Consider the following 25,381-nt stretch of genomic DNA (forward strand, 5'->3'; position numbering starts at 1 on the left):
GGTTATCTCTCGGCGTTACGCAGCAGGAAGTCCATGTAGGCGGCGGACTCGGGGAACAGGCTCTTCTCGGTTTCGAACTGCTGGCGCACCTGGTCGGCCTTGCCGACCTGGGCGTAGAGCATGCCGAGGTGGGCATGCAGGCCCGGTGGCGGCACGGCGTTGCGCGCGCGGGCTTCCTGCAGGCCGGCTTCCAGGGCGGCGATCTGCTGCTCCGGGCCGCTGCCGTCGTTCTTGAAGTGTGCGTAGACCTGCTCCTGGTAGCCGGCCCAGTGGTAGAGCGGCTGGGGCTGGCTGACGCAGCCGCCCAGCAGGGTGGCCGAGGCCAGGGCGAGCAGCGTGACGTATTGGTGCATCTGCATGTGGATTCCTTTCCTTGGGGTTATTGCGCCGGGCGCCAGGCGCCGCTGTCGACACCGCCGACCAGGTTGTTGACCGCTTCGCGGATGGCCAGGTCGAGGACCTTGCCGTTGAGGGTCGAGTCGTAGCTGGCGGTGCCGCCGAAGCCGATCACTTCGCGATTGGACAGGCTGTACTCGCCGGCGCCCTGGGCCGAGTAGACCACCTCAGAGGTGCGCACGTTGACGATGTTCAGGTTGACCTTGGCGTAGGCGATCTGCGATTTGCCGCGGCCGAGGATGCCGAACAGCTGGTGGTCGCCGACTTCCTTGCGGCCGAACTCGGTGACGTCGCCGGTCACCACGTAATCGGCGCCGCGCAACTGCTGGCTCTTCTGGGCGATCTGGCTTTCCTGCTGGATTTCCGCGAGGTTGTCGCGGTCCAGCACGTTGAAGCGATTGGACTGCTGCAGGTGGGTGATCAGGATGGTCTTGGCCTGGCCGCCGAGGCGGTCGACGCCGTCGGAGAACAGCCCGCGCATGTAGCTGGAGCGGTTGTCGAACTTGCCCACCGCGATCGGGTTGCGGGGGCCCTGGTAGACGCTATGGGCCGAGGCGACCTTGGCGACCTCGAGGGTGCGCGATTGCTCGGTGGCGCAGCCGCTCAGCAGGCCGAGCAGGCTGACGGCAATTAGGGTTCTTTTCATCTACGCGTTCTCGTCGGGGGATTGATCTGCGGGGCGGAGCTGGATGGCATGCGCGAGCCGCCGGCTACAAGGCGCGGTCGCGGGCTGCGGGCAGGCGGTAGAAGGCGAGCTGGGGTAACAGCTGCGGGGGCGTCCATGACCATCGAGTCCTTGATCGGCGCACCCGCTTGGGCGGTGGCCGGGCGTTGCTGGGGGGCGCAGGGTGGTGGCAGCGGCCTGACCGCGACTGGGCCCAGGGTCTGTTGTATCGGCCGCGGAGTCTACAAAAGCCCAGGGGGGCTGGCCAGTAGCCATTTGCTCGGCGGCGGCGCTGGCCGTGAGCGAGTTCACGGCTGGGACGGTTATGTACGGCGAGGAACCTAAGGGGGGAAGGTTGATGCTGATCGGGGCGGCGCAGTCGGGCTGCCCGGTCATTCACTGCGACCCCTTTGGCTGTTGGCCGACCCACCAGCGCGATGGACGCAGGGAGGGGGCTGTGCCGTTTTCGTGGCTGACCTGGCCGTTCAGCAGTCCTGGCCCATGGACCCTTCTGGTGCCCGTCCGTTCTCAAGCCGCCCGACGCCACAGCGCAGCGTCAGGCGGTACGGCTGATACAACGCGTGGACTAGGCCGCCTTCGCATGCCTGACCCGTTCCACCGTCACCGGCACCGGGCGGCATACGGTGTTGCAGACCGGCGAGTGCTCCTTGGCGAACGTGAGCAGGTCGTCCAGTTCCGCGTCGCTGCAGTCGGCCTCGATGTCCATCTTGATGCGGATCTGCTCGTAGCCGACCGGCACGGAAGCATTCAGGTCGAGCAGGCCCTGCACGTCGATGCTGCCTTGCAGTTCGGTGGACAGCCTGCGGATCTGGATACCACGGGCGGCGGCGTGCAGCACGGTGGTGGTGGTCACGCAGCCGGCCAGGGCATGCAGCAGGAACTCGACGGGATTGGCGCCCTCGTTGCCGCCGAGCAGCACCGGCGGTTCGCCGTTGATGAACTCGAATGAGACGCTGCGCGAGGTGTCTTCGGTCCCGGCGCCATAGAAGTCCTTGATGGTCGAGCGATTCTCGCCGCCGTTGATCCATTGGTTGCGAGCACGGAACTCGAAACGAGCCAGGCTTGGATCGTTCTTGATGGCCTCCACGGTCTGCGTCATCTGCTGTACGTTCAGGCCGTTGCGCGTTTGGCTTTTTAGGGGTGTCATGGTGTCCTCCGGCGCCGCTTGCTTTTGTCGCGGCGCATCTACGATAGGCGCGTAAGTACCCGGCAGTAAGATGGCTTTTGGCCAAAACAGGGGCGTTCGTGCCACTGAATGAGGAGGCCGCCTTGAACCGTTCAGAACCGGGGCCGGTGGACGTCCTGATCGTCGCAGTCGCCGAGACTGCCGGCTCGTCCCTCTACGGCATGCTGGATGTGCTGCTGGCCGCGGGGCATGTGTGGCAGAGCCTGGTGAGCGGGGAACCGGGCCGCGCGCTGTTCCGCGTGCGCATCGTCTCGCCCGGCAAGGCGCCCTTCACCTGCGGCAACGGCATCCCCGTGGTGCCCGCCTGCGCGGTCGCCGACGAACCCAGGGCGGACATCCTGATCCTGCCCGAGCTCTGGCTGCGACCCGATGAAGGCCTGCACGGCCGCTACCCCGAGCTGATGGCGTGGATCCGCCGCCAGTATGCCGAGGGGGCCACCCTCTACTCCGCCTGTTCCGGCGCGGTCATGCTGGCCGAGAGCGGCCTGCTCGATGGCTGCGAGGCCACCTCCCATTGGGGCTATCGGGAGCTGTTCAGCAAGCACTATCCCAAGGTGTGCTTCCGCCCGGAGCCGAACCTGGTGTTTGCCAACAGTTCGGGGCGTATCGTCACCGCGGGGGGCACGACGTCCTGGCACGACCTGGCGATCCATATCATCGCCCGCCACGGCAGCCCGGGAGAGGCGCTGCGGGTGGCCAAGGTCTATCTGCTCAAGTGGCACGACGAAGGCCAGCTGCCCTATGAGTCCCTGGTCCGCCGGACCTTGCACGGGGATACCGTGGTGCGCGCCTGCGAGGCGTGGCTGGCCGAGCACTTCCGGGCGAGCGGGGTGATCCATGGCGTGGTCGAGCAGGCGCAGGTGCCCGCGCGCACCCTGAAGCGACGCTTCAAGGCGGCTACCGGCAGCTCGCTGCTCGAGTACCTGCAGAACCTGCGGATCGAGGAGGCGAAGCGCCTGCTGGAGTCCGGCTCGCTGCCGGTGGACGAGATCAGCGCCGCCGTCAGCTACGACGATCCGTCATTCTTTCGTCGCTTGTTCAAGCGCTGCACGGGCCTCACCCCGAGCCAGTATCGCCGCCTTTTCCACCCGGTGTTGAAGGCCACGGGCCACGGCCCCGAAGGCTGAGCGCCGAGCGGGGCCTGGGCGGGTCATGGTGTCGGCCGTGTTTGGTTTGGGCCGGGTGACTGCCAGTGCGGATCGGCCCAGTGCTCCAGCAGAAAGTCAATGAAGCAGCGCACCTTGGGCGCCAGCAGGCGGCCGCTGGGGTAGACCGCCCAGATGCTCGATTGCGCCTCGAGCGGGTAGTTGGGCAGCACCGGCATCAGGCGGCCGTCGGCCAGCTCCTGATGGATGCTCCACAGCGACTGAATGCTGATGCCCTGGCCGTTGAGGGCGGCGTCGCGCAGGCTCTCGCCGTGGTTGCTGCGCAGCGGGCCGCTGACCCGTACCACGGACTTCTCGCCGTTGGCGTGGCGCAGGGTCCAGTTGTGCTGTTCGTGCAGCACCAGGCACCGGTGCCGGGCCAGGTCGGCGGGCACTCGCGGCGTGCCCTGGCGCGCGAGGTAGGCCGGCGCGGCGCAGAGGATGCGCGTGCTGTCGGCCAGTCTGCGCGCGACCAGGCCCGGGTCGACCTGCGGGGCGATGCGGATGCCGAGGTCGAAGCCATCCTGCACCAGGTCGACGACCCGGTCGGACAGCTGCAGGTCGACCTTGAGCGTGGGGTAGCGCTCCAGGAAGCGCGCCAGCGCCGGGCCGAGGTGCAGCCGGCCGAAGGAGGCCGAACAGGTGATGCGCAGGGTGCCGCTCGGCTGCTGCGCCGGGGCGCTCAGGGCGGCCCGTGCCTCGGCCATGGTGTCGACCAGGCGTTGCGCGTAGTCGGCGAACACCCGGCCGTCCTCGCTGAGGCTGAGGGCCCGGGTGCTGCGGTGAAACAGGCGCGCGCCCAGGCGTTTCTCCAGCTGGGCCAGGCGGTGGCTGACCACCGCCGGCGACAGGTGCGCCTCGCGGGCGGCGGCGCTGAGGTTGCCGAGGGCGGCGATGCGCAGGAACAGCTGGAGGTCGTCTTCGTTCATTTTCAAAAAATATCGAACAGAGCTGGCGATTACTGGCTGATTATCGCTCCCTGTTGCCGCTAATACACTGTCGCCAATCATCGAGGAGAGGCGACCATGAAAGCGCAGGTACTCTATCGGCCGGGCGAGCCCGAGCAGTTCAGCTATCAGGAGTGGCCCCAGCCCGAGCCGGGGCCGGGGGAGGTGCTGGTGCGCCTGCACGCCACCAGCGTCAATCCGGCCGATTGCAAGATGCGCCGCAGCGGTTCGGCGCTGGCTCCGGATCTGCCGGCGGTGCTCGGCGCCGACCTGGCCGGCGAGGTGGTGGCGCTGGGCGCGGGCGTCAGCGGGTTCGCCCTAGGGGACCCAGTGTTTGGCTGCGCTGGCGGGGTGCGCGGCATGCCCGGCAGCTACGCCGAATACATCGCCGCCGATGCACGCCTGCTGGCCCCGTGCCCGCGCCGCCTGAGCCCGCGTCAGGCGGCGGCGCTGCCGCTGGCCGGCATCACCGCCTATGAGGGGTTGATCGATCGCGCGCGGCTGGCGCCGGGACAGCGCGTGCTGGTCTACGGCGCGAGCGGCGGCGTCGGCCATCTCGCCGTGCAGATCGCCAAGGCCTGCGGCGCCCACGTGACGGCGGCGATATCGACGCCGAACAAGGCCTCCCTGGTCCTGTCCCTGGGCGCCGATGAGGTGGTGCTATACCGCGAGGAAAGTCCCAAGCAGGCCGTGCGGCGCCTCACCGACGGGCTGGGTTTCGACCTGGTGTTCGATACGCTGGGCGGCGACAACCTCAACGTCGCCATCCAGGCCGCACGTCCGCAAGGACAGGTGGTGACCCTGGTGGCACGGCAGAACTACGACCTTAGTAGCGCCTTCGCCAAGGGCCTGAGCATCCATATCCTGTTCATGCTGATTCCGATGCTGCACGACCTGGGTCGCGCCCGCCACGGCGAGATCCTTCGCGAGCTGGCCCGGCTGGCCGATGGCGGCCTGATCGCGCCGCTAGTGGATCCGCAGCGCTTTGCCCTGGCCGACCTGGCGGCGGCCCATCGGCACCTGGAAAGCGGCGCGGCGCTCGGCAAGGTGGTGGTGGATATCCTCGATGCCGAGGCGCATCCGCAGTCCTAGCCCCAGCGGCTCAGGCATAGGCCTGCAGCAGCCAGAGCGCCGCCATGCCCACCGCCAGGGTCAGCAGCACCTGGCGGGTGCGCCAGGCGACGAACGCCGCCAGGCCGCCGGCCAGCAGGCGCTCATTGTCCATGGACAGGTCGACGGCGCCGTCGACGTTGACCAGGGCCGGCAGCACCAGGGCCGCCATCACTGCGGCCGGGACGAAGCGCAGGGCGCGCTGCAGGTAGGGCGGTGGGCTGCGGCGGCCGAGCATCTCGATGAACGACAGGCGCAGGGCGTAGGTGCCGACGCCGATGGCGAGGATGATCAGCCAGGCCGTGGTGTTGCTGGTCATGGGGCGTCCTTCGCGGGCGGTCGGGTGTCGATGGGCGGCGGGGCGGGTGGCTGCAGCTGTTCCACCAGCAGGCCGGCGCCGATGCCGCTGGCCGCCGCCAGAAACAGGCCCAGGTTGTACGGCAGGCGGGCGCCCAGCACCGCGACCACGCCGCCGGTCAGGGCCGCAGCCAGGGTCGCGCGGTCGACGATCGAGGGGATCAGCAGCACCAGGAAGGACAGCGGAATGGTGAACTCCAGGGACCAGCTTTCCGGCACTCCGGCGCCGAGAAAGATGCCGGCGGCGCAGGACGCCACCCAGACCAGCCACAACGGCAGCCCCGCGCCCAGGTAATAGAGGTGCTTGGCCGGGGCCTTCGGCTCGAGGGTGTAGCGGGTGATGCTCAGCGCATAGGCCTGATCGGTGAGCAGGTAGGCCATGGGCCAGCGCCAGCGCCGAGGCAGCCCCTGGAAGTGCGGGGCGATCGAGGCGCTGTACATGGTGAAGCGCGCGTTGATGACCAGCGCCGTGAGGATGATCACCAGCGGCAGGGTGCCGAGGTCCATCAGCTGCGCGGCCACCAGTTGCGCCGTCCCGGCGAAGATCACGAACGACATGGCCAGGGCGGCCCCGGGCGACAGCCCGGCGTCGATGGCGGCGATGCCGGCGATCATGCCGAACGGAATCAGCCCGGGAAGCAGCGGGGCGACTGCCTTGGCGCCGGCGGTGAAGGCCGGGTGTGCTGAGAGGGCCATGCTGTCTCCTGGCGCTGCCTGTCTGTGGGCGCCTGCCGGCGCATGCGGTGGTGGGGAGACGCCTTGCTGGCACGACACGGCACAAGCTTAGGGCGCCAGGCGCGGGCCCGGTGTTCCATTCACGACGCTCGATTGCCCTCGGCCAGGCCGGCCGGTGTTTCGTGGCGGCCGCGCTTGGCAACCGTGCGTCGGCCCGGGCCGCAGCCGGCTCATCTCTTCTCGCCGGTAGTCGATAACCCGGCAAGGCTGTCATAAGGCGGCTATTTGTGCACAATGTTGTATCCAAATAAGCCGTCAATCGACAATAACAACAGGAGACCTTCCATGCGCCTCTGGCAACGCAGCATTCAGTGGCAGCTGATCCTCAGCATGGGCGCGGCCCTGCTCGCCAGCATCCTGATCGTGGTGGGCATCTACACGGCGGTGGTCAATCGCCTGGCCGAGCGCTACCTGGTCGAGGAGGCGCTGCCGGCGAGCATCCTGGCCATTCGCAACGACCTCGAGCGGGTCCTGGCCGAGCCCCTCACCGCGGCCCGCGGCATCGCCCAGAACAGCCTGGTGGCGGACTGGCTGAGCAGCGGCGAGGATGCCGCCCAGCGCGACGCCTTCGCCCGCTACCTGACCGGCGTGCAGGCGCAGCAGAAGGCCCTGGTGACCTTTATCGTGGCCCTGGACAGCGGCAACTATTTCACCGGCCAGGGGCTCAAGCGCACCCTGACCCGTGGCCCGGCGGACAACGGATGGTTCTATGGCTTCGTCGACAGCGGCAAGGAGCGCTCGCTGGATATCGACATCGACCAGAGCACCCGCCAGCCGACCCTGTTCATCAACCAGCGGGTCGCGGTCGGCGGCCAGACCCTGGGGGTGGCCGGCCTCGGCTTCAGCCTCAGCGCCATGTCCGAGATGATCCGCGACTTCCGCTTCGGCGAGGCCGGACGGGTCTACCTGGTCAGCGCCGATGGGCGGGTCAAGGTGCACCCGCAGTCGGAACTCAACGACAGCCGCGAGCTGGCGCAACTGGTCGGCGCCGAGGCGGCCGGCGGACTGCTCGGCAAGCGCCGCGAGGCCCTGCGCTTTGAGCGTGATGGTGAAGCCTACCTGGCCATCGCCCAGCCCTTGCAGGCCCTGGACTGGTTGCTGGTCAGCGAGATTCCCGAGGCGGAAATCTACGCCGAGGCGCGCCAGGCCCTGTGGACCAGCAGCCTGATCGGCATCGCCGTGGCCCTGCTGTTCCTCGGCCTGGTGGTGCTGCTGGCCCGGGGCCTGGTGCGGCCGATTCGTCAGGTCACCGCCGCCCTGGTGGAGATCGGCGGCGGCGGCGGCGACCTGACCCGCCGCCTGGACGAATCGCGGGCCGACGAGCTGGGCGACCTGGCCCGTGGCTTCAACCGCTTCATCGGCAGTCAGCGCAGCCTGATCGGCGACGTGCTGACCACCAGCGAGCGCCTGCGCAGCGCGGTCGGCCAGGTCGCCCAGGTGGTGGAGAACACCGCCGACCGTGCCGGCCGCCAGCAGGAAATGACCGACATGGTGGCCACTGCGGTGCACGAGATGGGCCTCACCGTGCAGGAGATCGCGCGCAACGCCAGCAGCGCCGCGCAGGCCTCCCACAGCGCCCGCGACGAGGCGCAGCAGGCGCGCCAGGTGGTCGGCGAGTCGATCACCCATATCGAGAAGATGTCCAGCGAGATCGGCGGCGCGGCCGAGGCGGTCGGCGAACTGGCCAGCCAGGTGGCGTCGATCGACCAGGTGCTGGCGGTGATCCGCGGCATCTCCGAGCAGACCAACCTGCTGGCGCTCAACGCCGCCATCGAGGCGGCGCGCGCCGGCGAGATGGGCCGTGGCTTCGCCGTGGTCGCCGACGAGGTGCGTACCCTGGCCAGCCGCACGCAGAGCTCCACCGACGAGATCCAGGACATGATCCAGCGCCTCAAGCAGGGCGCCGACACCGCGGTCAGCTCGATGCACGCCGGGCAGGCCGCCACCGGCACCGGCGTGCAGGCCAGCCAGCGCACCGGCCAGTCGCTCGGCGCGATCACCGAACAGGTGGAGAAGATCAGCGACATGAACACCCAGGTGGCCGCGGCCACCGAGGAGCAGTCGTCGGTCACCGAGGAGATCAATCGCAACGTCCAGGGCATCGCCGACCTGGCCCATGCCACCGCCGGCGAGGTGTTGGGCTGCCGCGAGGATTGTCGCAGCCTCAGCGCCCTGGCCGAGGACCTGGCCAAGCAGATGGGCAGCTTCCGCCTGTAACCCGCAATCCGCTGCCTGGCCTGGCTTCGTTCAGGCCAGGGCCAGGCGGTTGCGCCCGGCGTCCTTGGCCAAATAGAGGGCGTCGTCGACCCGCTTGAAGAAGGCCTCGGCGCTGGCGTCGCGCTCCGGGGCGAAGCAGCCGACACCGAGGCTGGCGGTCAGTGGCAGGGTGTTGCCCTGGACGTCGAAACCCTTCTGTTCCAGCTCCAGGCGAAAACTCTCCGCCAGGTGCCGGGCCTGCTCCAGCGGGGTGTTGGGCATCAGCACGCCGAATTCCTCGCCGCCGAGGCGCAGCAGGGCGTCGCTGTCACGACGGAACACCTGGCGCATGCGCTCGGCGAAGGCGCTGAGGCAGGCGTCGCCGCAGGCATGGCCATGCTCGTCGTTGATCCGCTTGAAGAAGTCGATGTCCAGCAGCACCAGGGACAGCGGCTCGCTTTGGCGGTGGGCGTTGGCCACCATCACCGGGAACAGGCTGTTGAACTGATAGCGATTGCCCAGCTGGGTCAGGCTGTCGGTGCGGCTGAGCTCCTCGAGGTCGCGTTGCTGCTCGAGCAGCTTGAGCTCCAGGTTCAGATGGTTGTGATAGACCTGACGGTTGCGGTCGAGGGCCAATACCAGGTAGCTGAGGTAGACGATCAGGGCGATGAAATGCCCGCGCTCTGCCTGCCAGTTCAGGGCCAGGACCAGCAGGCCGGGCAGGTAGAACAGCGGCAGGATCAGCAGGGACAGGTGCTTGCGCATGGCCAGGTGGTACACGCTGGCGGTGCTGAAGGCGATGGTGGCCATCATCGCGACCACTCGCGAACCCTCGAACGTCGCGCTGTACAGCGTCCAGCCCAACGCCAGGCCCCAGCCCAGGGCGCTCAGCAGGATCAGTGCCCAGTGTCGATTGAGCCAGCGCTGCAGCAGGCGCTGGGCGTTCTGCGCCGGCAGGCGATGGCCCAGGCGCAGGAGCAGGAGCAGGCCGAAGTAGGCGACGCCGGCCATGCCGAGGGGCAACTGCTCGGCCGGCTGGTTGCTCAACAGCCACACCAGCAGCCAGGCCAGCAAGTAAAAGACGCCGGCGAGCAGGGAGCGTGCGCGTATGTCCTGTGCTTGGCGCCAGAGGGCGAAAGCGGCAGGCTCATGGGGTAATTCGCTATAGGTCATTGCAGGAGATCACTAGAGCAGCCGAGTTAGAGCATAGCGCTTCTGTGGCGGCAGCAGTGCTCGGCGGTGTTCTGGCGGCGCTGTGGCCGAACCCGGGCGGTTCGGCCTGGCCGAGGCGATAGAGGAGGGGCGGGACCTAGCGCAGGATCAGCAGCGGGCCGTTGCTGGAGCGCAGCAGGTGGCTGGTGGTGCTGCCGACCAGGAACTGGCGGATCCGCGAGTGGCCGTAGGCGCCCATCACCAGCAGGTCGATGCCGTGCTCGGCCTGGTAGGCGTGCAGGGTCGGTTCGACTTCGCCGGCACGGATCGCCAGGTGCACCTCGGCGGCCGAGCCCTGCAAGGCGCGCTCGGCGGCCTTGAGCTGTTCCCTGGCCTCAACGGTGTCGGCGCCGACCATCACCAGATGGCAGGGCAGGCCCTTGAGCAGCGGGCTGGCGGCGATCAGCTCGATGCCCTTGCGCGCGGTGGCGCTGCCGTCGAAGGCGAACAGGTAGCTCCGGGGCGCCTGGAATTCACTGCAGCTGACCAGGATCGGCCGCTGCAGGGTGCGGATGGCGTTCTCCAGGTGGCTGCCGACCTGTTCGGTCTGGCTGGCACTGGCCTCGCCCTGGCGGCCGATCACCAGCAGGCGGATGTCCTGCTGCAGCTCGCCGAGGCTGTCGACAAGGTCGCCGTGGCGCTGGCGCAGCTGGATATCGCTGGCGCCGGCGGCCGTGGCGCGGGCCTTGGCCGCCTCGAGCATCAGGTGGCCCTGCTCCAGGGCCAGCTTGCTGCGCTTCTCGTCCAGTTCGGCCAGCTCCTCGAGCAGGTGTTCGCGGCTGCCCAGGCCGATGGCGCCGGACAGGTCCTGGCGCTGCGGGTACTGCACCTGGTCCAGCACGTGGAGGAAGCTCAGCGGCGCCTGCAGGCGCTGGCTGGCCCAGGCGGCGTAGTCGCACACCGCGGGGGCGGCCGGCGAACCGTCGATACATGCCATTACGTGGCTCATGCTGTTGCTCCTTAGTGGCCCATCAGGTTGTCGACGGCGTCGGGCTTGTCGTGCACGCCGAAGCGGTCGACGATGGTGGCGCTGGCCTGGTTGAGGCCGAGCACCTCGACTTCGGTGCCTTCGCGGCGCAGCTTGAGCACCACCTTGTCCAGCGCGGCGACCGCGGTGATGTCCCAGAAGTGTGCGCGCGACAGGTCGATGCTGACCTTATCAAGGGCTTCCTTGAAGTCAAAGGCGTTGCCGAACTTGTCGGCGGAGGCGAAGAACACCTGGCCGACCACCTTGTAGCTGCGCTGCTGGCCGTTCGCGTCGATCTCGGAGTCGATATACAGGAAGTGGCCGATCTTGTTGGCGAAGAACAGCGCCGCCAGCAGCACGCCGACGAACACGCCGTAGGCCAGGTTGTGGGTGTAGACGGTGACCGCCACGGTGGCCAGCATCACCAGGTTGGTCGACAGCGGGAAGCTCTTGAGGTTGCGGATCGAGTCCCAGCTGAAGGTGCCGATCGACACCATGATCATCACCGCCACCAGGGCGGCCATGGGGATCTGGCTGACCCAGTCGGAGAGGAACACCACCATCAGCAGCAGCACCGCGCCGGCCACCAGGGTCGACAGGCGACCGCGGCCGCCGGACTTCACGTTGATCACCGACTGGCCGATCATCGCGCAGCCGGCCATGCCGCCGAGCAGGCCGCTGGCGATGTTGGCCACGCCCTGGCCCTTGCACTCGCGGTTCTTGTCGCTGCCGGTGTCGGTCAGGTCGTCGATGATGGTGGCGGTCATCATCGACTCCAGCAGGCCGACCACGGCCAGGGCGGCGGCGTAGGGGAAGATGATCGCCAGGGTCTCGAAGGTCAGCGGCACCTCGGGCCAGAGGAAGACCGGCAGGGTGTCCGGCAGCTCGCCCATGTCGCCGACGGTGCGGATGTCCAGGCCCATGAGCATGGCCACGGCGGTCATCGACAGGATGCACACCAGCGGTGAGGGAATCACCTTGCCGACCTTGGGCACGTAGGGGAACAGGTAGATGATGGCGAGGCCGGTGGCGGTCATGGCGTAGACGTGCCAGGTGACGTTGGTCAGCTCCGGCAGCTGGGCCATGAAGATCAGGATCGCCAGGGCGTTGACGAAGCCGGTGACCACCGAGCGCGAGACGAAGCGCATCAGGCTGCCCAGCTTGAGGTAACCGGCGCCGATCTGCAGTACCCCGGTGAGCAGGGTCGCCGCCAGCAGGTACTGCAGGCCGTGCTCCTTGACCAGGGTCACCATGACCAGGGCCATGGCCCCGGTGGCGGCGCTGATCATCCCCGGACGGCCGCCAACGAAGGCGATCACCACGGCGATGCAGAAGGAGGCGTAGAGGCCGACCTTGGGATCGACCCCGGCGATGATCGAGAAGGCGATGGCCTCGGGGATCAAGGCCAGGGCGACCACCAGGCCGGCGAGCACGTCGCCGCGGATGTTGAATAACCAGGTTTGTTTCAGGCTGTGCAGCATCGGCTGTTCCAAGGGCTGTGCTCCGCCGGCGTGAACAGGCAGCGGGTGGAGCGGGTGAGCGACAGAAGGTATCAGGGGGCAGCGCCCGGATCGGGCATGAGTGCGGGCCGAACCGGGCGCGCACCCGGCGCGTAGGACCGGACGGCAGCGAGCTTAGGCGGTTGGCGTGATGCCTGGGCCAGCACGATCGGCTACTGCGGACCAAAAAAGGGCGCATACCCTACCACAGCGGGGCCTGCGCCGCACCCGCAGGGCCGGCTCGAGGCGGCTCAGCCTCTGCAATTCAGCCAGATGCCGGCGACGATCGGCACGCGTTCAGGGCAGGGCCTTCTCCATCTGCAGCAGGGCCACTCGGCGGCCCGCAAAATCCTGGCGCTCGGCAATCTCGCGGACCCGGTAGCCGAGGCGGCTGTAGAGCAGCAGGCCGGCGGCGTTGTCGTTGTGGCAGGACGCGCGCATGCGGGCGGCATTGAAGTCCTCGCGGGCCTGGCGCTCCATCTCGCCGATCAGGTAGTGGGCGACGCCCTGGCCGCGGGCCCAGGGGGCGATCATCAGGTTGCCGAGGGCGCAGAGCTCGTTCGGCTGCGCCTGGTAGAAGTTGGCGAAGCCGGCGACCCGGCCGTCCAGTAGCGCCACCGTGCTGTTGCTGCGCTCGGCCATGGCCGCGGCCAGCTGTTCGACGCTCAGCGGCCAGCTGGCCCTGGGGTAGCTGAAGAACAGCTCCTGGGCGCTCTGCGGGAACTCGACCACGCTCGCCAGATCGGCGGGGCTGGCGGGGCGGTGGCTGAGTCGGGCGGGGTGATTCATGGGGGCTCCTGCTGGCCGGTGCGATGAAGGCGTTACTGATAGCAGCGCCGCACGCGTGGCACAACTTGGGCTAGTGCGGCGGATACTGGCCGAGCACCTTGGCCACCGTCTGGCGAATCGCCGTGTCGCGCTCGCGCGGGTCGCGGTAGTCGCCGCGCAGGCTTTGCGCCGCGCTGCCGCGCCACACCAGCTGGTTGTCGTGGCCGTCGAACAGGTCGATCTGCAGGGTGCCGACCTGGTAGTCGAGGGTGCGCGTCTCGACATAGGCCGGGCCGCCCCAGACTCCGCCCCAGTGACCGCTCCAACCGCCGCCGTAGCTGGTGCTGACCTGCTGCTGGCGCTCGTCGACGATCAGCCAGGCCTGCACCCGCAGGTCGCCACTGGTGCCGCGCGGCGCGGCGCGCAGTCCGCGTTGTTCCAGCTGCTCGGTGATGGCCGCGCGCAGGCGCTGCTCGGTCAGGCCGCTGTTGAGTCTGGGGTCGTCGGGCCGGTACTGCACGGCCGGCTCCTGCCAGCTCCAGCTCTGGTAGCGGGCGAAGTCGCGCTGCGGGTCGAAGTCGCGGCTGAGGCGGGTGGTCTGGCAGGCGGTCACCAGCAGCAGGGTGGCGATCAGGAACAGGGTCGGGCGCATGGTCGATTCTCCTCGGAATCCGCTATCGGCTTCAGGCCGGTGGATAACCCTGCAGGGCACCCTTGCAGGCGGCGCGCAGGGCGTCGGCGCGCTCGGCCTGGCTGCCTCCGCTGGGCAGCTCGGCGAGGCCATGCCAGACCGGCTGGCCGTCACGGCGGTCGAACAGCTCGATGCTGACCACCAGGACCTCCACCTCGTAGGTGCGCTCCAGCGGAATGCGGCCCCAGTAGCCGGGGTAGTCGGCGTAGCCGCCGCGATCGTGATAGCCGTCATAGTGATCGACCACCTGGCGGATGCGCCGCTCCAGGCGCAGCTCGCTGTGCACCCCGAGGTCGGCCACTGCCCCGACCTGGGCCGGGCGCAGGCCGCGCTGGTCGAGGGCGTTGCTCAGGGCCTCCTGCACCAGCTCGGCGCTGGCCCAGGCGCTGCCGGCCGGCGGCTGGTCGTTGTGCCAGGTCCAGTTGCGGTAGCGCCCGTAATCGCGCGGCGCCGCCGGGTAGGCGCTGCGGTCCAGCTGGGTGGCCGCCTGGGCCGGTGCCGGCGGCAGGGGCATGGATTGCGCGGTGTAGGGGTTCGGCCCCTGGCAGGCGGCCAGGGACAGGCACAGCAACAACAGGGCAAAGCGCGTCATCTTCCCTCCGGGTCAGCGCGGCCGGCAGATCCAGTGCAGATAGCGCCCCAGGCCGGCGAAGCTCGGGTGGCGGCGGTAGGCCAGCTCCATCTCCAGCAGGTCGATCGGTTCGGCCTTGGCCTGGAACTCCTGGCTCATGTAGTCGTGGAAAACCCGCACGCCACTCTGGCTTTCGACCCGCCAGTACTCGTCGAGTTGCACCGCCAGCTCGCGCGGGTCCAATGGCCGTTGCGGCGTCAGGCTGCTTTTCTCGCCGGCGAACTCGGCCTTGCGCAGCTTGCGGAAGTGGCCCTTGAGCAGGTTGCGGTAGATCAGCGCATCCTTGTTGTAGAAGGCCAGCGACAGCCAGCCGCCGGGGGCGGTGAGCTGGTGCAGCACCGGCAGGATGGCCTGGGGCTCGGCCAGCCATTCCAGCACCGCATGGCAGACCACCAGGTCGTAGGGTTGGTCGAGCTGGCCGAGCAGGTCCTGCCAGGGCGCCTGGATGAAGGTGGCCGGCTGGCCGGCGCCGGCGAAGCGCGCGCGGGCACCCTCGAGCATCGGCGCGGCGGGTTCGGCGAGGGTCACCAGGTGGCCACGGCCGGCCAGCCACAGGGCCATGTGGCCGAGGCCGGCGCCGATGTCGAGCACCCGAAGCGGCCGGTCGGGCAGCGCCTCGGCCAGGTCGGCCTGGAGCACCGCCAGGCGGATCGCGCCCTTGGCGCCGCCGTAGATCTTCTCGGCGAAGCGGGTGGCCAGCTCGTCGAAATGGCGGTCCTTCATCGGGCGAAACGCCGTTCGCTGTCGGCCAGCTTGGCGCGCACCGCCTGCTCCAGGTCGATGCCCAGCTCGCTGCACAGCAGCAGCAGGTAGAGCACGATGTCACCAACTTCCTGGCCGGCGTGCGCCAGCTGCTCGGGGGCGAGCTGGCGCGACTGTTCCTCGCTGAGCCACTGGAAGATCTCCACCAGTTCGGCCATCTCCACGCTGGCGGCCATGGCCAGGTTCTTCGGGCTGTGGAATTGGCGCCAGTCGTTGCGGTCGCGGATGGCGTGCAGGCGGGCGGTGAGTTCGGCGAGGTCCATGGGGCTCCGGCGTGAGTGATCGGCTGAAGGCGCATTGTTTCATGGGGTCGGAGTGCCGGCCAGCGCCCGAGCGGGCGCCCATGGACTAGCCTGAGCCTCATGCCAGTGCCGCACCCCGAGGAACCCGCCATGAATTCGCTGCGCCGCGTCGCCATAGTCGGTGGCAACCGCATTCCCTTCGCCCGCGCCAACGGCGCCTATGCCACGGCAAGCAACCAGGACATGCTCGGCAGTGCCCTGGACGGCCTGGTGGAGCGCTTCAACCTGCACGGCGAGCGTCTCGGCGAGGTGGTGGCCGGGGCGGTGCTCAAGCATGCGCGCGACTTCAACCTGACCCGCGAGTGCGTGCTGGGCTCGCGCCTGGCGCCCGAGACGCCGGCCTACGACCTGCAGCAGGCCTGCGGCACCGGCCTGGAGGCGGCGCTGCTGGTGGCCAACAAGATCGCCCTCGGGCAGATCGACTGCGGCATCGCCGGCGGCGTCGACACCACCTCCGACGCGCCGATCGCGGTCAGCGAGGGCCTGCGCCAGATTCTCCTGGAGGCCAATCGCGGCAAGCGCACCGTCGACAAGCTCAAGAGCCTGCTCAAGCTGCGTCCGCGCCACCTGGCGCCGTCCCTGCCGCGCAACAGCGAGCCGCGCACCGGGTTGTCCATGGGCGAGCACTGCGAGCTGATGGCGCAGACCTGGGGCATCCCGCGCGACGAGCAGGACCGCCTGGCGCTGGCCTGTCACCAGCACCTGGCCACGGCCTATGCCGAGGGCTGGCAGGACGACCTGCTCACCCCCTTCCGCGGCCTGAGCCGCGACCAGAACCTGCGCCCGGACATCGACCTCGACCGGCTCGCCGGCCTTGCGCCGGTGTTCGAGCGGGGACCGAACGGCACCCTGACCGCGGCCAACTCCACGCCGCTGAGCGACGGCGCCTCGCTGGTGCTGCTGGCCAGCGAGGACTGGGCCAAGGCGCGCGGCCTGCCGGTGCTGGCCTATTTCAAGGACGGCGAGGCGGCCGCGGTGGATTTCGTCGGTGGCCAGGAGGGCCTGCTGATGGCCCCGGTGTACGCCGTGCCGCGGCTGCTGGCGCGCAACGGCCTGCGCCTGCAGGACTTCGACTACTACGAGGTTCACGAAGCCTTCGCCGCCCAGGTGCTGTGCACCCTCAGGGCCTGGGAGGACGCCGACTACTGCAAGCGCCGCCTGGGCCTGGCGCAACCGCTGGGCGCCATCGACCGCCAGCGGATGAACGTCAAGGGCAGCTCCCTGGCCGCCGGCCACCCGTTCGCCGCCACCGGCGGGCGCATCGTCGCCAACCTGGCCAAGCTGCTGGCGGTAGCCGGGCAGGGGCGCGGGTTGATCTCGATTTGCGCGGCGGGCGGCCAGGGTGTGACCGCGATCCTGGAAAGGTAATCCAATAACCGTGGCCGTCTGTCATCGCGGCCACGCGATGTACGCAACTCCATGATTGAGGGCGGCCCCGCCGGTTGGGGCCGCCTTTTTTTCAGGAGCCCGATGCCTGCAGGGCAACACCCACTTGCGGGCCTGGTTTGCCTCAGTCCTCCCCGCGTTCGCGGCTCAGCAGCGCCGCCTTGCGTTCCACGCCCCAGCGATAGCCGCCGAGGGCGCCGTTGGCGTTCACCACCCGGTGGCAGGGCACCAGAAGACCCAAGGGGTTGCTGGCGCAGGCGCGGGCCACGGCGCGCGGGTGGCTGCCGAGGGTGGCGGCCAGTTCGCCATAGCCACGGGTCTGGCCCGGGGGAATCTGCCGCAGTGCTCGCCACACCTGTTGCTGGTAGGCCGTGCCGCGCAGGTCCAGGGGCAGGCGGGCGGCGCGTTCGGGCTCTTCGATCTGCCTCAGCACCTGTTGCAACCAGTCGCCCAGGCCGGGGTCGTCGCGCTGCAGCTCGGCGGCGGTGAAGCGTAGTCGCAACTCCGACTCCAGCTGCGCGGCGTTGTCGCCGAACAGCAGGGCGCATACGCCCTTGGCGCTGCTGGCCAGCAGCAGCTGGCCGAGCGGGCAGGGCGCGATGGTGAAGCGCAGGGTTTCGCCGGCGCCGCCGCGGCGGCGTTGCGTCGGGCTCAGTCCATCGTCCTGTTCGTACAGCGCGCGGGTGCCGGAGTAGCCAGCGCTCAGGGCCGCCTGCAGCACCGAGCCTGCCGCGGGCAGGTGCGCCTCCAGCGCGGCGCGGCGGCGAGCCTGAAACCAGGCCTTGGGCGTCAGCCCGGTGCGCGCCTTGAACGCGCGCACCAGGTGCGAGGACGACAGGCCGATGCGGGCGGCGAGCTGTGCCAGGGTCGGCGTCGGTTCCAGCTCATCGAGCAGGCGACAGGCCGATGCCACCAGTGCGTCGAGCTGCTCGGCCGGGCTGGCACCCTGGGGCGTGCAGCGCCGACAGGCACGGTAGCCGGCGGCCTCGGCGCTGGCCGGGTCGGCATGGAAGCTGACATTGGCGCGCAGCGGCCGCCGCGCCGGGCAGCTCGGCCGGCAGTAGATGCCGGTGGAGCGCACGGCGAAGACGAACTGGCCGTCGCGTGCGGCGTCGCGGGTGCAGACGGCTTGCCAGCAGAGGTCGGGATCGAGCATGGCGCGGCTCCGTGGACTGATGGCTCGATTGTCGGCCTTTGTGCCGCCAGCGCCAATCCGAATCGCGCTTTCGAACTGCCGTCCCCCGGCGTAGGCCTTCCCGTATGGCGGGTAATGGTCGCCGCAGGGTGGGTTCCGGACGCCGATTGCCGTATAACGGGCGGCACACGCGAATTGGGCAACACAGGACCCGCGATCAAAGCCGATGAAGACGCCAAAACGTATTGAACCCCTGGTCGAGGATGGTCTGGTCGACGAGGTCATACGCCCGCTGATGAGCGGCAAGGAGGCCGCGGTGTTCGTGGTGCGCTGCGGCGAGGAGCTGCGCTGCGCCAAGGTCTACAAGGAGGCCAACAAGCGTGGCTTTCGCCAGTCCGTGGAGTACCAGGAAGGGCGCAAGGTGCGCAACAGCCGCGACGCCCGCGCCATGGCACGGGGCTCGAAGTACGGCCGCAAGGGCCAGGAGGACGCCTGGCAGAACGCCGAGGTGGCGGCGCTGTTCCGCCTGGCCAACGCCGGGGTACGGGTGCCCAAGCCCTATGACTTCCTCGAGGGTGTGCTGTTGATGGAGCTGGTCGACGACGGCGAGGGCGGCGTGGCGCCGCGGCTCAACGACGTCGACCTGCACCCGGAGGACGCCCGCGAGTTCCACGCCTTCATGATCCAGGAAGTGGTGAAGATGCTCTGCGCTGGCCTGGTGCACGGCGACCTCTCCGAGTTCAACGTGCTGCTCGGCCCCGAGGGGCCGGTGATCATCGACCTGCCCCAGGCGGTGGATGCGGCCGGCAACAACCACGCGTTCAAGATGCTCGAGCGCGACGTCGGCAACATGGCCGCCTACTTCGGGCAGTTCGCCCCGGAGCTGAAGTACACCAAGTACGCCAAGGAGATGTGGGCGCTCTACGAGGAAGGCAAGCTGACCCCGGAAAGCCAGCTGACCGGCGAGTTCGCCGACCCGGAAGATGCCGCCGACGTCGACGCGGTGATGCGCGAGATCAAGGCTGCCCTGGCCGAGGAAGCGCGCCGCCAGGCCCTGCTCAATGCCGAGGACGCGCCGCGCGGCGAGGAACCGCCGCCGCCCTGGATGCAGTAATTCCCCCCCGCGCGTCCCGATCTCCGTCGGGGCGCGCTTCGCCTGATCAGCCGGTGGCCGCCAGGGCCTCGAGAAAACTCTCCAGCACCAGGTGCGGGCGACGGCCCTTGCGCGTCACCGCCGCCAGGCTGAGGTCGTAGTAGCGCGTGCTGGCCTTCAGCGCGCGCAGGCGACCCTGCTGCACCCAGGCCGCGGCGTAGTGATCCGGCAGGTAGCCGATATAGCGCCCGGTGAGGATCAGGAAGGCCATGCCCTCGCGGTCCGAGGCGCTGGCCGTGCAGTTGAGCTGCTGATACTGGCCCTGGATCTCCGGCGGCAGGCGGAAGGTCGGGGCGATGGCGTCCTGGGCGTCCAGGCGCGCATCCTCCAGTTGCTGATCGTCGACGTAGAACAGCGGGTGGCCCACCGCGCAGTACAGCAGCGAGCGTTCGTCGTACAGGCTCTGGTACTCCAGCCCGGACAGCGCGCCGGCCTGGGGCACCACGCCGATGTGCAGGCGCCCGTCCAGTACCCCCTGTTCGACCTCGCTGGGCGGCGTCATGCGGATATGGATGCGCACGTCCGGGCCGCGCTCCTTGAGCCGCGCCAACGCGTTGGTGATGCGCATGTGCGGCACCGTCACCAGGTTGTCGGTGAGGCCGATGTTCAGCTCGCCGCGCAGGTTCTGGTGCAGGCCGTTGACCTCGGTGCGAAAGCTCTCCAGCGCCGCCAGCAGCTGCTGGGTCGACTGGTACACCTCGCGGCCCTCCTCGGTCAGGGCGAAGCCGGCGCGGCCGCGCTGGCACAGGCGCAGGCCCAGGCGCTGTTCCAGGTCGCTCATCTGCTGGCTGATGGCCGAGCGGCCGATGCCCAGCACGCTTTCGGCGGCGGAGAAGCCGCCGCACTCCACCACGCTGCGAAACAGCTTGAGCAGGCGGATTTCGAAGTCGCTGACCTGGGCCAGGGGTTCGGCGCGGCGTGTGCTCATTGTTTAGCTGCCAATTAACTAAAGATAAGAAAAGTCGTGTTTTTGTGAATCTATCCCCGTGGCACCTTTACTGGCAACTGCTTATCCAAACTAGAACCCGCCCTGCCACGCGAGGCCGCCCCCATGAACATGCAGCAGACCGCCCCCCTGCCAGTGGCCAGCCAGCTCAAGCTGGACGCTCACTGGATGCCGTTTTCCGCCAACCGCAACTTCCAGCGCGACCCGCGTCTGATCGTAGCCGCCGAAGGCAGCTGGCTCACCGATGATCAGGGCCGCAAGATCTACGATGGCCTGTCCGGCCTGTGGACCTGCGGCGCCGGCCACTCGCGCAAGGAAATCCAGGAGGCGGTGGCCAAGCAGCTCGGTACCCTCGACTATTCGCCGGGCTTCCAGTACGGCCATCCGCTGTCGTTCCAGCTGGCCGAGCAGATCGCCGACCTGATGCCGGGCGAGCTCAACCATGTGTTCTTCACCAGCTCCGGCTCCGAGTGCGCCGACACCTCGGTGAAGATGGCCAAGGCCTACTGGCGCCTGAAGGGCCAGCCGGCCAAGACCAAGTTCATCGGCCGCGCCCGTGGCTACCACGGCGTCAATATCGCCGGCACCAGCCTCGGCGGCATCGGCGGCAACCGTAAGATGTACGGTCAGTTCATGGACGTCGACCACCTGCCGCACACCCTGCAGCCGCACCTGGCCTACACCCCAGGCATGGCCGAGACCGGCGGCGTCGAGCTGGCCAACGAGCTGCTCAAGCTGATCGAACTGCACGACGCCTCGAACATCGCCGCGGTGATCGTCGAGCCGATGTCCGGTTCGGCCGGGGTGCTGGTGCCGCCGGTCGGCTACCTGCAGCGCCTGCGCGAGATCTGCGATCAGCACAACATCCTGCTGATCTTCGACGAGGTGATCACCGCCTTCGGCCGCATGGGCAAGTGGAGCGGCGCCGAGTACTTCGGCGTCACCCCGGACATCATGAACACCGCCAAGCAGATCACCAACGGCGCCGTGCCCCTGGGCGCGGTGATCGCCAGCCGCGAGATCTACCAGACCTTCATGAACCAGCCGTCGCCCGAGCACATGATCGAGTTCACCCACGGCTATACCTATTCGGCGCACCCGGTGGCCTGTGCCGCCGGCCTGGCCTCGCTGGAGCTGCTCAAGCGCGACAACCTGGTGCAGCAGGCCGCCGAGCTGGCGCCGCAGTTCGAGAAGGCCCTGCATGGCCTGAAGGGCGCCAAGCACATCCTCGACATCCGCAACTGCGGCCTGGCCGGCGCCCTGCAGATCGCCCCGCGCGACGGCGACCCGGTGATCCGCCCGTTCGAGGCCGGCATGGCCCTGTGGAAGGCCGGCTTCTACGTGCGCTTCGGCGGCGACACCCTGCAGTTCGGGCCGACCTTCAACGCCCGGATCGACGACCTCGAGCGCATGTTCGACGCCGTCGGCGAGACCCTCAACCAGCTCGACTGACCCGCTGGGTGGCCTGCGCCACCGCCCCATCCCAGGTGGATGAGCATCGCGCCATCCACCCTACGAATTCGATTGACGGAGATATCCCATGACCAGCATCCCGCACCTGATCAACGGCGAGCGCATCCAGGGCCAAGGCCGCAGCGCCGACGTCTTCAACCCGGCCACCGGCGAGGTGACCAAGCAGGTCGCCCTGGCCGACCGCGACGTCATCCAGCAGGCCATCGACGCCGCCAAGGCCGCCTTCCCGGCCTGGCGCAAGACCCCGGCGGCCAAGCGCGCCCAGGTCATGTTCCGCTTCAAGCAGCTGCTCGAGCAGCACGAGGCCGAGATCGCCAGGTTGATCAGCGAGGAGCACGGCAAGACCCTGGAAGACGCCGCCGGCGAGCTCAAGCGTGGTATCGAGAACGTCGAGTTCGCCTGTGGCGCGCCGCAGATCCTCAAGGGTGAGTACAGCCGCAACGTCGGCCCGGACATCGACGCCTGGAGCGACCTGCAGCCGGTCGGCGTGGTCGCCGGCATCACCCCGTTCAACTTCCCGGCCATGGTGCCGCTGTGGATGTACCCGCTGGCCATCGTCTGCGGCAACTGCTTCATCCTCAAGCCCTCCGAGCGCGACCCCAGCTCCACCCTGTACATCGCCGAACTGCTGCACGAGGCCGGCCTGCCCAAGGGCGTGCTCAACGTGGTGCACGGCGAAAAGGAAGCGGTCGACGCGCTGATCGAGGCGCCCCAGGTCAAGGCCCTGAGCTTCGTCGGCTCGACCCCGATCGCCGAGTACATCTACAGCGAAGGCACCAAGCGCGGCAAGCGCGTGCAGGCCCTGGGCGGGGCGAAGAACCACGCCGTGCTGATGCCCGACGCCGACCTCAACAACGCCGTCAGCGCGCTGATGGGCGCGGCCTACGGCTCCTGCGGCGAGCGCTGCATGGCCATCTCGGTGGCGGTGTGCGTGGGTGACCAGATCGCCGATGCCCTGGTGCAGAAGATCACCCCGCAGATCCAGAAACTGAAGATCGGCGCCGGCACCAGCTGCGGCCTGGACATGGGCCCGCTGGTCACCGCCGCCGCCAAGGAGCGGGTCACCGGCTACATCGACGCCGGCGTGGCCGCCGGTGCCGAACTGGTGGTCGACGGCCGTGGCCTGCAGGTGGCCGGCCATGAGAAAGGCTACTTCGTCGGCGGCACCCTGTTCGACAAGGTCACGCCCGAGATGAGCATCTACAGCGACGAGATCTTCGGCCCGGTGCTGTGCATCGTGCGGGTCAACAGCCTGGAAGAGGCCATGCAGCTGATCAACGACCACGAGTACGGCAACGGCACCTGCATCTTCACCCGCGACGGCGAGGCGGCACGGCTGTTCGTCGACGAGATCGAGGTGGGCATGGTCGGGGTCAACGTGCCGCTGCCGGTGCCGGTGAGCTACCACAGCTTCGGCGGCTGGAAGCGCTCGCTGTTCGGTGACCTGCACGCCTACGGCCCGGACGGCGTGCGCTTCTACACCCGCAAGAAGGCCGTCACCCAGCGCTGGCCGCAGCGCGCCAGCCACGAGGCGGCGCAGTTCGCCTTCCCCAGCAATGGCTGAGCCTTGCTAGGGCGGTAACTAAAAAGGCCAGTCGTGAGACTGGCCTTTTTTTGTCTTCAGGCCGTGCGGGTCGTGGGCAGCGGCTAGGGTGGAAAACTGCGCAACGTTTCCACCGCATGTACCCGGGCGACTTGCCTCTCTTCGCGTTGTCCACCCTACGGATACCCAGGCTACTTGCTGCGCAGGAGAGGCGTTGCGGTTGCCGTGCTGGTCTGGGTTTGGTGCATGGTCAGCCCTTGATCGGTACCTGTCCCGAACATGCTGCGGATGCTTTCACGGCGTCATCAGTAGCTGGTGGCCGCGGCGATCGATAGGCGGAATCTGTACTTTGCTTGACCTGTGTCGGGGTTTGCCCTGACGGGGAGTCCTATAGTCCGGCGCTTAAATTTCAGCCCGCTACCAACGAGAAAAGGACTTCCGCCATGCGTGCGCTCGCCCTTGTATTGCTTGTATGCCTCGCCGGCCTGGCCCAGGCCGGCAACGAGGCGATGCAGCGTTTCACCCAGCTCAATGCCGACCCGGTGCTGCGCCGGCAGGCCTACGAGGCCGGTCACGAGCGCATTCGTTTCTGCGGCAATTGCCACGGTGAGAACGGCAACAGCCGGCGCCCGCACATCCCCAACCTGGCGCAGCAGAACCCGGTCTACCTGTTCAATGCCTTCGAGAAGTTCGCCAGTGGCGAGCGCAGCGACTATGTAATGTCCAAGCTGGCGCCGAACCTGAGCCTGGAGGACAGGGTCAACGTGGCCATCTATTTCGGCCAGCAGCAGTTGCAGGGGCATGAGGCGGCGGTCGACCCGGCGCTGCGCCAGGACGGCGAGGCGACCTTCAAGGCGCTCTGCACGGGCTGCCACGGGATGAACGCCGAGGGCCGCGACAATACCCCGCGCCTGGCCGGCCAGCCGGCCGAGTACCTGCGCCGCGCCCTGACCCGTTTTCGCGACAAGGACCCGAGCCGCGCGGGCTCGGTGATGATGACCATCGCCGACGGCTTCAGCGACCGGCGCATCGCCGCGCTGGCCGCCTACCTGCAGCAGTTGCAGCCGCAAGCCGAACTCAGCCTGGGGGAAGTACGCCGATAGCGCGCAGGCCGCGTTCGATCAGCAGGTGACAGCCAGCGGGATTTTCCAGCGGCAACAGGTGCCCGTGCTGCAGGTCCTCGAGGAACTGGGTCTGCGGGCAGCGCCGTTGCCACTCCTGCCACAGTCGTTCGCTGAAGAACACCGAGGGCTTGCCACGGATCGCCACGCAGGGCATCGGCAGGCGCTGCAGCTGCGCCATCACGTTCGGCGGCTGGGTGTAGTTGTGCGCTTCCCAGTGTTTGGGGAAGGCCAGCTGCAGCTGGCCGTCGGCGTCCTCCATCACGGCGTGCTGGGCCAGCGCCTGCAGGGCCTCGGGACCGAAGCGCTTGTAGCCGCGGGCGCTCTGGTACTGCTGCAGGAACGCTTCGCGGCTCGGCCAGCGATCGGCCTTGCGCAGGGTGCTCCGGGCCGGGTCGGTGCGGTTCATCAGCGCCTTGGGCAGCCAGCGCACCAGCCGCGCCAGGGTGGGGGAAACCATGGCCGGTTCGATCAGTACCAGGCCCTTGAACAGCTCCGGACGCTTGGCGGCGGCAAGGATGGTGCAGGTGGCGCCCAGGGAGTGGCCGATGCCGACGATCGGCTGCTGGTATTCCTGTTCGATGAAGGCGATCAGGTCGTCGGCATAGAGTTGCCAGTCGCGCCGCCGCGGCGGCGGGCCGATGTCTGGCCAGGTCGCGCGGCAGGCCAGGCCACTGAGCGCCAGGCTGCCGCTCAGGCGCTCGAGCAGGGGCTCGTAGACCCGCAGCGGAAAACCGTTGGCGTGGTAGAAGTGGGCCGGCACGCCCTGGTCGCTGCAGTGCAGCCACTGCGCATTGACCGGCAGGCGCGCGGCAGCGCGGGTGTGCTTCATGATCTTCCTCAAGGTCCGGTGAATCGTCCGGATTACAGTAGGGATTGGCCGAGGCCGAGGCAAAGGGGGATAACGCCAGAATGCAGGGGCAAATGCCCGGGCGCGGCAATCCGGCGGCGGCTCTGCGCCGGTGCCTTCGATTGGGTACAATTCGCCGCTCTTTTTATCCGCGCTACGCCCGGCGCGCCGCACTCCGAGGTTGT

General features: G+C 68.6%; 25 protein-coding genes and 1 pseudogene. 9 read left to right on the forward strand and 17 right to left on the reverse strand.

What is annotated here, in order from left to right; genetic code table 11:
• Window positions 1-2: 2 nt before the first annotated feature.
• The 3 genes from ACSX1D_RS02295 to ACSX1D_RS02305 form a co-directional block, all read right to left on the reverse strand.
• Window positions 3-353, reverse strand: coding sequence for a DUF4810 domain-containing protein (locus ACSX1D_RS02295; protein ID WP_439862255.1), 351 nt, complete (start codon window positions 351-353; stop codon window positions 3-5).
• A gap of 26 nt (window positions 354-379) precedes the next feature.
• Window positions 380-1,042: a CsgG/HfaB family protein gene (locus ACSX1D_RS02300; RefSeq protein ID WP_439860797.1), complete on the reverse strand. Its 663-nt coding sequence runs from the start codon at window positions 1,040-1,042 to the stop codon at window positions 380-382.
• A 604-nt stretch (window positions 1,043-1,646) separates the two neighbouring features.
• A complete protein-coding gene (locus ACSX1D_RS02305; protein ID WP_439860798.1) occupies window positions 1,647-2,228 on the reverse strand; it encodes an OsmC family protein in 582 nt (193 codons plus the stop codon).
• A 122-nt stretch (window positions 2,229-2,350) separates the two neighbouring features.
• Here ACSX1D_RS02305 and ACSX1D_RS02310 point away from each other — a divergent pair, with 122 nt between their 5' ends.
• Window positions 2,351-3,394 (forward strand): GlxA family transcriptional regulator, encoded by a 1,044-nt coding sequence (locus tag ACSX1D_RS02310; RefSeq protein ID WP_439860799.1) that lies wholly within the window; start codon window positions 2,351-2,353, stop codon window positions 3,392-3,394.
• Between the two features lie 23 nt (window positions 3,395-3,417).
• Here the strand turns inward: ACSX1D_RS02310 and ACSX1D_RS02315 are convergent, their stop codons facing one another.
• A complete protein-coding gene (locus ACSX1D_RS02315; RefSeq protein ID WP_439860800.1) occupies window positions 3,418-4,341 on the reverse strand; it encodes a LysR family transcriptional regulator in 924 nt (307 codons plus the stop codon).
• 96 nt (window positions 4,342-4,437) lie between these two features.
• On the opposite strand from ACSX1D_RS02315, the gene ACSX1D_RS02320 reads away from it, so the two are divergent.
• The gene (locus tag ACSX1D_RS02320) at window positions 4,438-5,451 is read left to right on the forward strand and encodes a zinc-dependent alcohol dehydrogenase family protein (protein WP_439860801.1); all 1,014 of its coding nucleotides are present in this window, start codon (window positions 4,438-4,440) and stop codon (window positions 5,449-5,451) included.
• A 10-nt stretch (window positions 5,452-5,461) separates the two neighbouring features.
• On the opposite strand, the gene ACSX1D_RS02325 is transcribed toward ACSX1D_RS02320, so the two are convergent.
• Both ACSX1D_RS02325 and ACSX1D_RS02330 read right to left on the reverse strand, forming a co-directional pair.
• Entirely contained in the window at window positions 5,462-5,788 is a 327-nt protein-coding gene (locus ACSX1D_RS02325; protein WP_439860802.1) for an AzlD domain-containing protein, read from the reverse strand.
• Window positions 5,785-6,522 carry an AzlC family ABC transporter permease gene (locus ACSX1D_RS02330; RefSeq protein ID WP_439860803.1) on the reverse strand — a complete coding sequence of 246 codons (738 nt, stop codon included), beginning with the start codon at window positions 6,520-6,522 and terminating at the stop codon, window positions 5,785-5,787. Before ACSX1D_RS02330 ends, ACSX1D_RS02325 begins: the two co-directional genes overlap by 4 nt.
• Before the next feature lie 369 nt (window positions 6,523-6,891).
• On the opposite strand from ACSX1D_RS02330, the pseudogene ACSX1D_RS02335 reads away from it, so the two are divergent.
• Window positions 6,892-7,863 (forward strand): annotated as a pseudogene (locus ACSX1D_RS02335) (cache domain-containing protein); the annotation flags it as partial.
• A gap of 210 nt (window positions 7,864-8,073) precedes the next feature.
• The gene (locus ACSX1D_RS02340) at window positions 8,074-8,778 is read left to right on the forward strand and encodes a methyl-accepting chemotaxis protein (protein ID WP_439862256.1); all 705 of its coding nucleotides are present in this window, start codon (window positions 8,074-8,076) and stop codon (window positions 8,776-8,778) included.
• Between the two features lie 30 nt (window positions 8,779-8,808).
• On the opposite strand, the gene ACSX1D_RS02345 is transcribed toward ACSX1D_RS02340, so the two are convergent.
• The 8 genes from ACSX1D_RS02345 to ACSX1D_RS02380 form a co-directional block, all read right to left on the reverse strand.
• A complete protein-coding gene (locus tag ACSX1D_RS02345; RefSeq protein ID WP_439860804.1) occupies window positions 8,809-9,930 on the reverse strand; it encodes a GGDEF domain-containing protein in 1,122 nt (373 codons plus the stop codon).
• 136 nt (window positions 9,931-10,066) lie between these two features.
• Window positions 10,067-10,918, reverse strand: a complete 852-nt coding sequence (locus ACSX1D_RS02350; protein WP_439860805.1) for a universal stress protein — start codon at window positions 10,916-10,918, stop codon at window positions 10,067-10,069.
• An 11-nt stretch (window positions 10,919-10,929) separates the two neighbouring features.
• Window positions 10,930-12,417, reverse strand: coding sequence for a SulP family inorganic anion transporter (locus ACSX1D_RS02355; RefSeq protein ID WP_439860806.1), 1,488 nt, complete (start codon window positions 12,415-12,417; stop codon window positions 10,930-10,932).
• A 315-nt stretch (window positions 12,418-12,732) separates the two neighbouring features.
• On the reverse strand, window positions 12,733-13,224 hold the full coding sequence (locus tag ACSX1D_RS02360; RefSeq protein WP_439860807.1) for a GNAT family N-acetyltransferase: 492 nt from the start codon (window positions 13,222-13,224) through the stop codon (window positions 12,733-12,735).
• Window positions 13,225-13,294: 70 nt separating this feature from the next.
• Window positions 13,295-13,855, reverse strand: a complete 561-nt coding sequence (locus ACSX1D_RS02365) for a DUF4136 domain-containing protein (RefSeq protein WP_439860808.1) — start codon at window positions 13,853-13,855, stop codon at window positions 13,295-13,297.
• Window positions 13,856-13,886: 31 nt separating this feature from the next.
• Entirely contained in the window at window positions 13,887-14,486 is a 600-nt protein-coding gene (locus ACSX1D_RS02370; RefSeq protein ID WP_439860809.1) for a DUF4136 domain-containing protein, read from the reverse strand.
• Between the two features lie 12 nt (window positions 14,487-14,498).
• A complete protein-coding gene (locus tag ACSX1D_RS02375) occupies window positions 14,499-15,248 on the reverse strand; it encodes a methyltransferase domain-containing protein (protein ID WP_439860810.1) in 750 nt (249 codons plus the stop codon).
• Window positions 15,245-15,550, reverse strand: coding sequence for a nucleotide pyrophosphohydrolase (locus tag ACSX1D_RS02380; protein ID WP_208708226.1), 306 nt, complete (start codon window positions 15,548-15,550; stop codon window positions 15,245-15,247). The genes ACSX1D_RS02375 and ACSX1D_RS02380 overlap by 4 nt, the downstream gene beginning before the upstream one ends.
• Window positions 15,551-15,679: 129 nt before the next feature.
• Here ACSX1D_RS02380 and ACSX1D_RS02385 point away from each other — a divergent pair, with 129 nt between their 5' ends.
• On the forward strand, window positions 15,680-16,957 hold the full coding sequence (locus ACSX1D_RS02385; protein ID WP_439860811.1) for an acetyl-CoA C-acetyltransferase: 1,278 nt from the start codon (window positions 15,680-15,682) through the stop codon (window positions 16,955-16,957).
• 142 nt (window positions 16,958-17,099) lie between these two features.
• Here ACSX1D_RS02385 and ada read toward each other — a convergent pair whose 3' ends face one another.
• Complete coding sequence (gene ada, locus ACSX1D_RS02390; RefSeq protein ID WP_439860812.1) at window positions 17,100-18,131, reverse strand: bifunctional DNA-binding transcriptional regulator/O6-methylguanine-DNA methyltransferase Ada; 1,032 nt, start codon at window positions 18,129-18,131, stop codon at window positions 17,100-17,102.
• A 205-nt stretch (window positions 18,132-18,336) separates the two neighbouring features.
• On the opposite strand from ada, the gene ACSX1D_RS02395 reads away from it, so the two are divergent.
• Window positions 18,337-19,224, forward strand: a complete 888-nt coding sequence (locus ACSX1D_RS02395) for a PA4780 family RIO1-like protein kinase (protein WP_208708246.1) — start codon at window positions 18,337-18,339, stop codon at window positions 19,222-19,224.
• Window positions 19,225-19,270: 46 nt separating this feature from the next.
• Here the strand turns inward: ACSX1D_RS02395 and ACSX1D_RS02400 are convergent, their stop codons facing one another.
• A complete protein-coding gene (locus tag ACSX1D_RS02400; protein ID WP_439860813.1) occupies window positions 19,271-20,191 on the reverse strand; it encodes a LysR family transcriptional regulator in 921 nt (306 codons plus the stop codon).
• 123 nt (window positions 20,192-20,314) lie between these two features.
• Between ACSX1D_RS02400 and ACSX1D_RS02405 the strand changes: the two genes are divergently transcribed.
• The 3 genes from ACSX1D_RS02405 (at window position 20,315) to ACSX1D_RS02415 (ending at window position 24,328) form a co-directional block, all read left to right on the forward strand.
• Window positions 20,315-21,661, forward strand: a complete 1,347-nt coding sequence (locus tag ACSX1D_RS02405) for an aspartate aminotransferase family protein (protein ID WP_439860814.1) — start codon at window positions 20,315-20,317, stop codon at window positions 21,659-21,661.
• A gap of 88 nt (window positions 21,662-21,749) precedes the next feature.
• Entirely contained in the window at window positions 21,750-23,246 is a 1,497-nt protein-coding gene (locus ACSX1D_RS02410) for a CoA-acylating methylmalonate-semialdehyde dehydrogenase (RefSeq protein ID WP_439860815.1), read from the forward strand.
• Between the two features lie 422 nt (window positions 23,247-23,668).
• The gene (locus ACSX1D_RS02415; protein ID WP_439860816.1) at window positions 23,669-24,328 is read left to right on the forward strand and encodes a c-type cytochrome; all 660 of its coding nucleotides are present in this window, start codon (window positions 23,669-23,671) and stop codon (window positions 24,326-24,328) included.
• On the opposite strand, the gene ACSX1D_RS02420 is transcribed toward ACSX1D_RS02415, so the two are convergent.
• Entirely contained in the window at window positions 24,303-25,178 is an 876-nt protein-coding gene (locus ACSX1D_RS02420; protein WP_439860817.1) for an alpha/beta fold hydrolase, read from the reverse strand. The two genes, ACSX1D_RS02415 and ACSX1D_RS02420, sit on opposite strands and share 26 nt — an antisense overlap.
• Window positions 25,179-25,381 lie beyond the last annotated feature (203 nt).

Origin of the sequence: Pseudomonas sp. MBLB4136, assembly GCF_051904765.1 — a bacterium.
Lineage (GTDB): Bacteria > Pseudomonadota > Gammaproteobacteria > Pseudomonadales > Pseudomonadaceae > Aquipseudomonas.

Coding starts and splice junctions, on each gene's coding strand:
- ACSX1D_RS02315 (WP_439860800.1), bottom strand. CDS start 4,341: ATGAACGAAGACGACCTCCAGCTGTTCCTGCGCATCGCCGCCCTCGGC.
- ACSX1D_RS02380 (WP_208708226.1), bottom strand. CDS start 15,550: ATGGACCTCGCCGAACTCACCGCCCGCCTGCACGCCATCCGCGACCGC.
- ACSX1D_RS02365 (WP_439860808.1), bottom strand. CDS start 13,855: ATGCGCCCGACCCTGTTCCTGATCGCCACCCTGCTGCTGGTGACCGCC.
- ACSX1D_RS02405 (WP_439860814.1), top strand. CDS start 20,315: ATGAACATGCAGCAGACCGCCCCCCTGCCAGTGGCCAGCCAGCTCAAG.
- ACSX1D_RS02415 (WP_439860816.1), top strand. CDS start 23,669: ATGCGTGCGCTCGCCCTTGTATTGCTTGTATGCCTCGCCGGCCTGGCC.
- ACSX1D_RS02395 (WP_208708246.1), top strand. CDS start 18,337: ATGAAGACGCCAAAACGTATTGAACCCCTGGTCGAGGATGGTCTGGTC.
- ACSX1D_RS02300 (WP_439860797.1), bottom strand. CDS start 1,042: ATGAAAAGAACCCTAATTGCCGTCAGCCTGCTCGGCCTGCTGAGCGGC.
- ACSX1D_RS02330 (WP_439860803.1), bottom strand. CDS start 6,522: ATGGCCCTCTCAGCACACCCGGCCTTCACCGCCGGCGCCAAGGCAGTC.
- ACSX1D_RS02410 (WP_439860815.1), top strand. CDS start 21,750: ATGACCAGCATCCCGCACCTGATCAACGGCGAGCGCATCCAGGGCCAA.
- ACSX1D_RS02370 (WP_439860809.1), bottom strand. CDS start 14,486: ATGACGCGCTTTGCCCTGTTGTTGCTGTGCCTGTCCCTGGCCGCCTGC.
- ACSX1D_RS02350 (WP_439860805.1), bottom strand. CDS start 10,918: ATGAGCCACGTAATGGCATGTATCGACGGTTCGCCGGCCGCCCCCGCG.
- ACSX1D_RS02295 (WP_439862255.1), bottom strand. CDS start 353: ATGCACCAATACGTCACGCTGCTCGCCCTGGCCTCGGCCACCCTGCTG.
- ACSX1D_RS02325 (WP_439860802.1), bottom strand. CDS start 5,788: ATGACCAGCAACACCACGGCCTGGCTGATCATCCTCGCCATCGGCGTC.
- ACSX1D_RS02360 (WP_439860807.1), bottom strand. CDS start 13,224: ATGAATCACCCCGCCCGACTCAGCCACCGCCCCGCCAGCCCCGCCGAT.
- ACSX1D_RS02400 (WP_439860813.1), bottom strand. CDS start 20,191: ATGAGCACACGCCGCGCCGAACCCCTGGCCCAGGTCAGCGACTTCGAA.
- ACSX1D_RS02340 (WP_439862256.1), top strand. CDS start 8,074: ATGGGCCTCACCGTGCAGGAGATCGCGCGCAACGCCAGCAGCGCCGCG.
- ACSX1D_RS02420 (WP_439860817.1), bottom strand. CDS start 25,178: ATGAAGCACACCCGCGCTGCCGCGCGCCTGCCGGTCAATGCGCAGTGG.
- ACSX1D_RS02305 (WP_439860798.1), bottom strand. CDS start 2,228: ATGACACCCCTAAAAAGCCAAACGCGCAACGGCCTGAACGTACAGCAG.
- ACSX1D_RS02355 (WP_439860806.1), bottom strand. CDS start 12,417: ATGCTGCACAGCCTGAAACAAACCTGGTTATTCAACATCCGCGGCGAC.
- ada (WP_439860812.1), bottom strand. CDS start 18,131: ATGCTCGATCCCGACCTCTGCTGGCAAGCCGTCTGCACCCGCGACGCC.
- ACSX1D_RS02385 (WP_439860811.1), top strand. CDS start 15,680: ATGAATTCGCTGCGCCGCGTCGCCATAGTCGGTGGCAACCGCATTCCC.
- ACSX1D_RS02375 (WP_439860810.1), bottom strand. CDS start 15,248: ATGAAGGACCGCCATTTCGACGAGCTGGCCACCCGCTTCGCCGAGAAG.
- ACSX1D_RS02320 (WP_439860801.1), top strand. CDS start 4,438: ATGAAAGCGCAGGTACTCTATCGGCCGGGCGAGCCCGAGCAGTTCAGC.
- ACSX1D_RS02345 (WP_439860804.1), bottom strand. CDS start 9,930: ATGACCTATAGCGAATTACCCCATGAGCCTGCCGCTTTCGCCCTCTGG.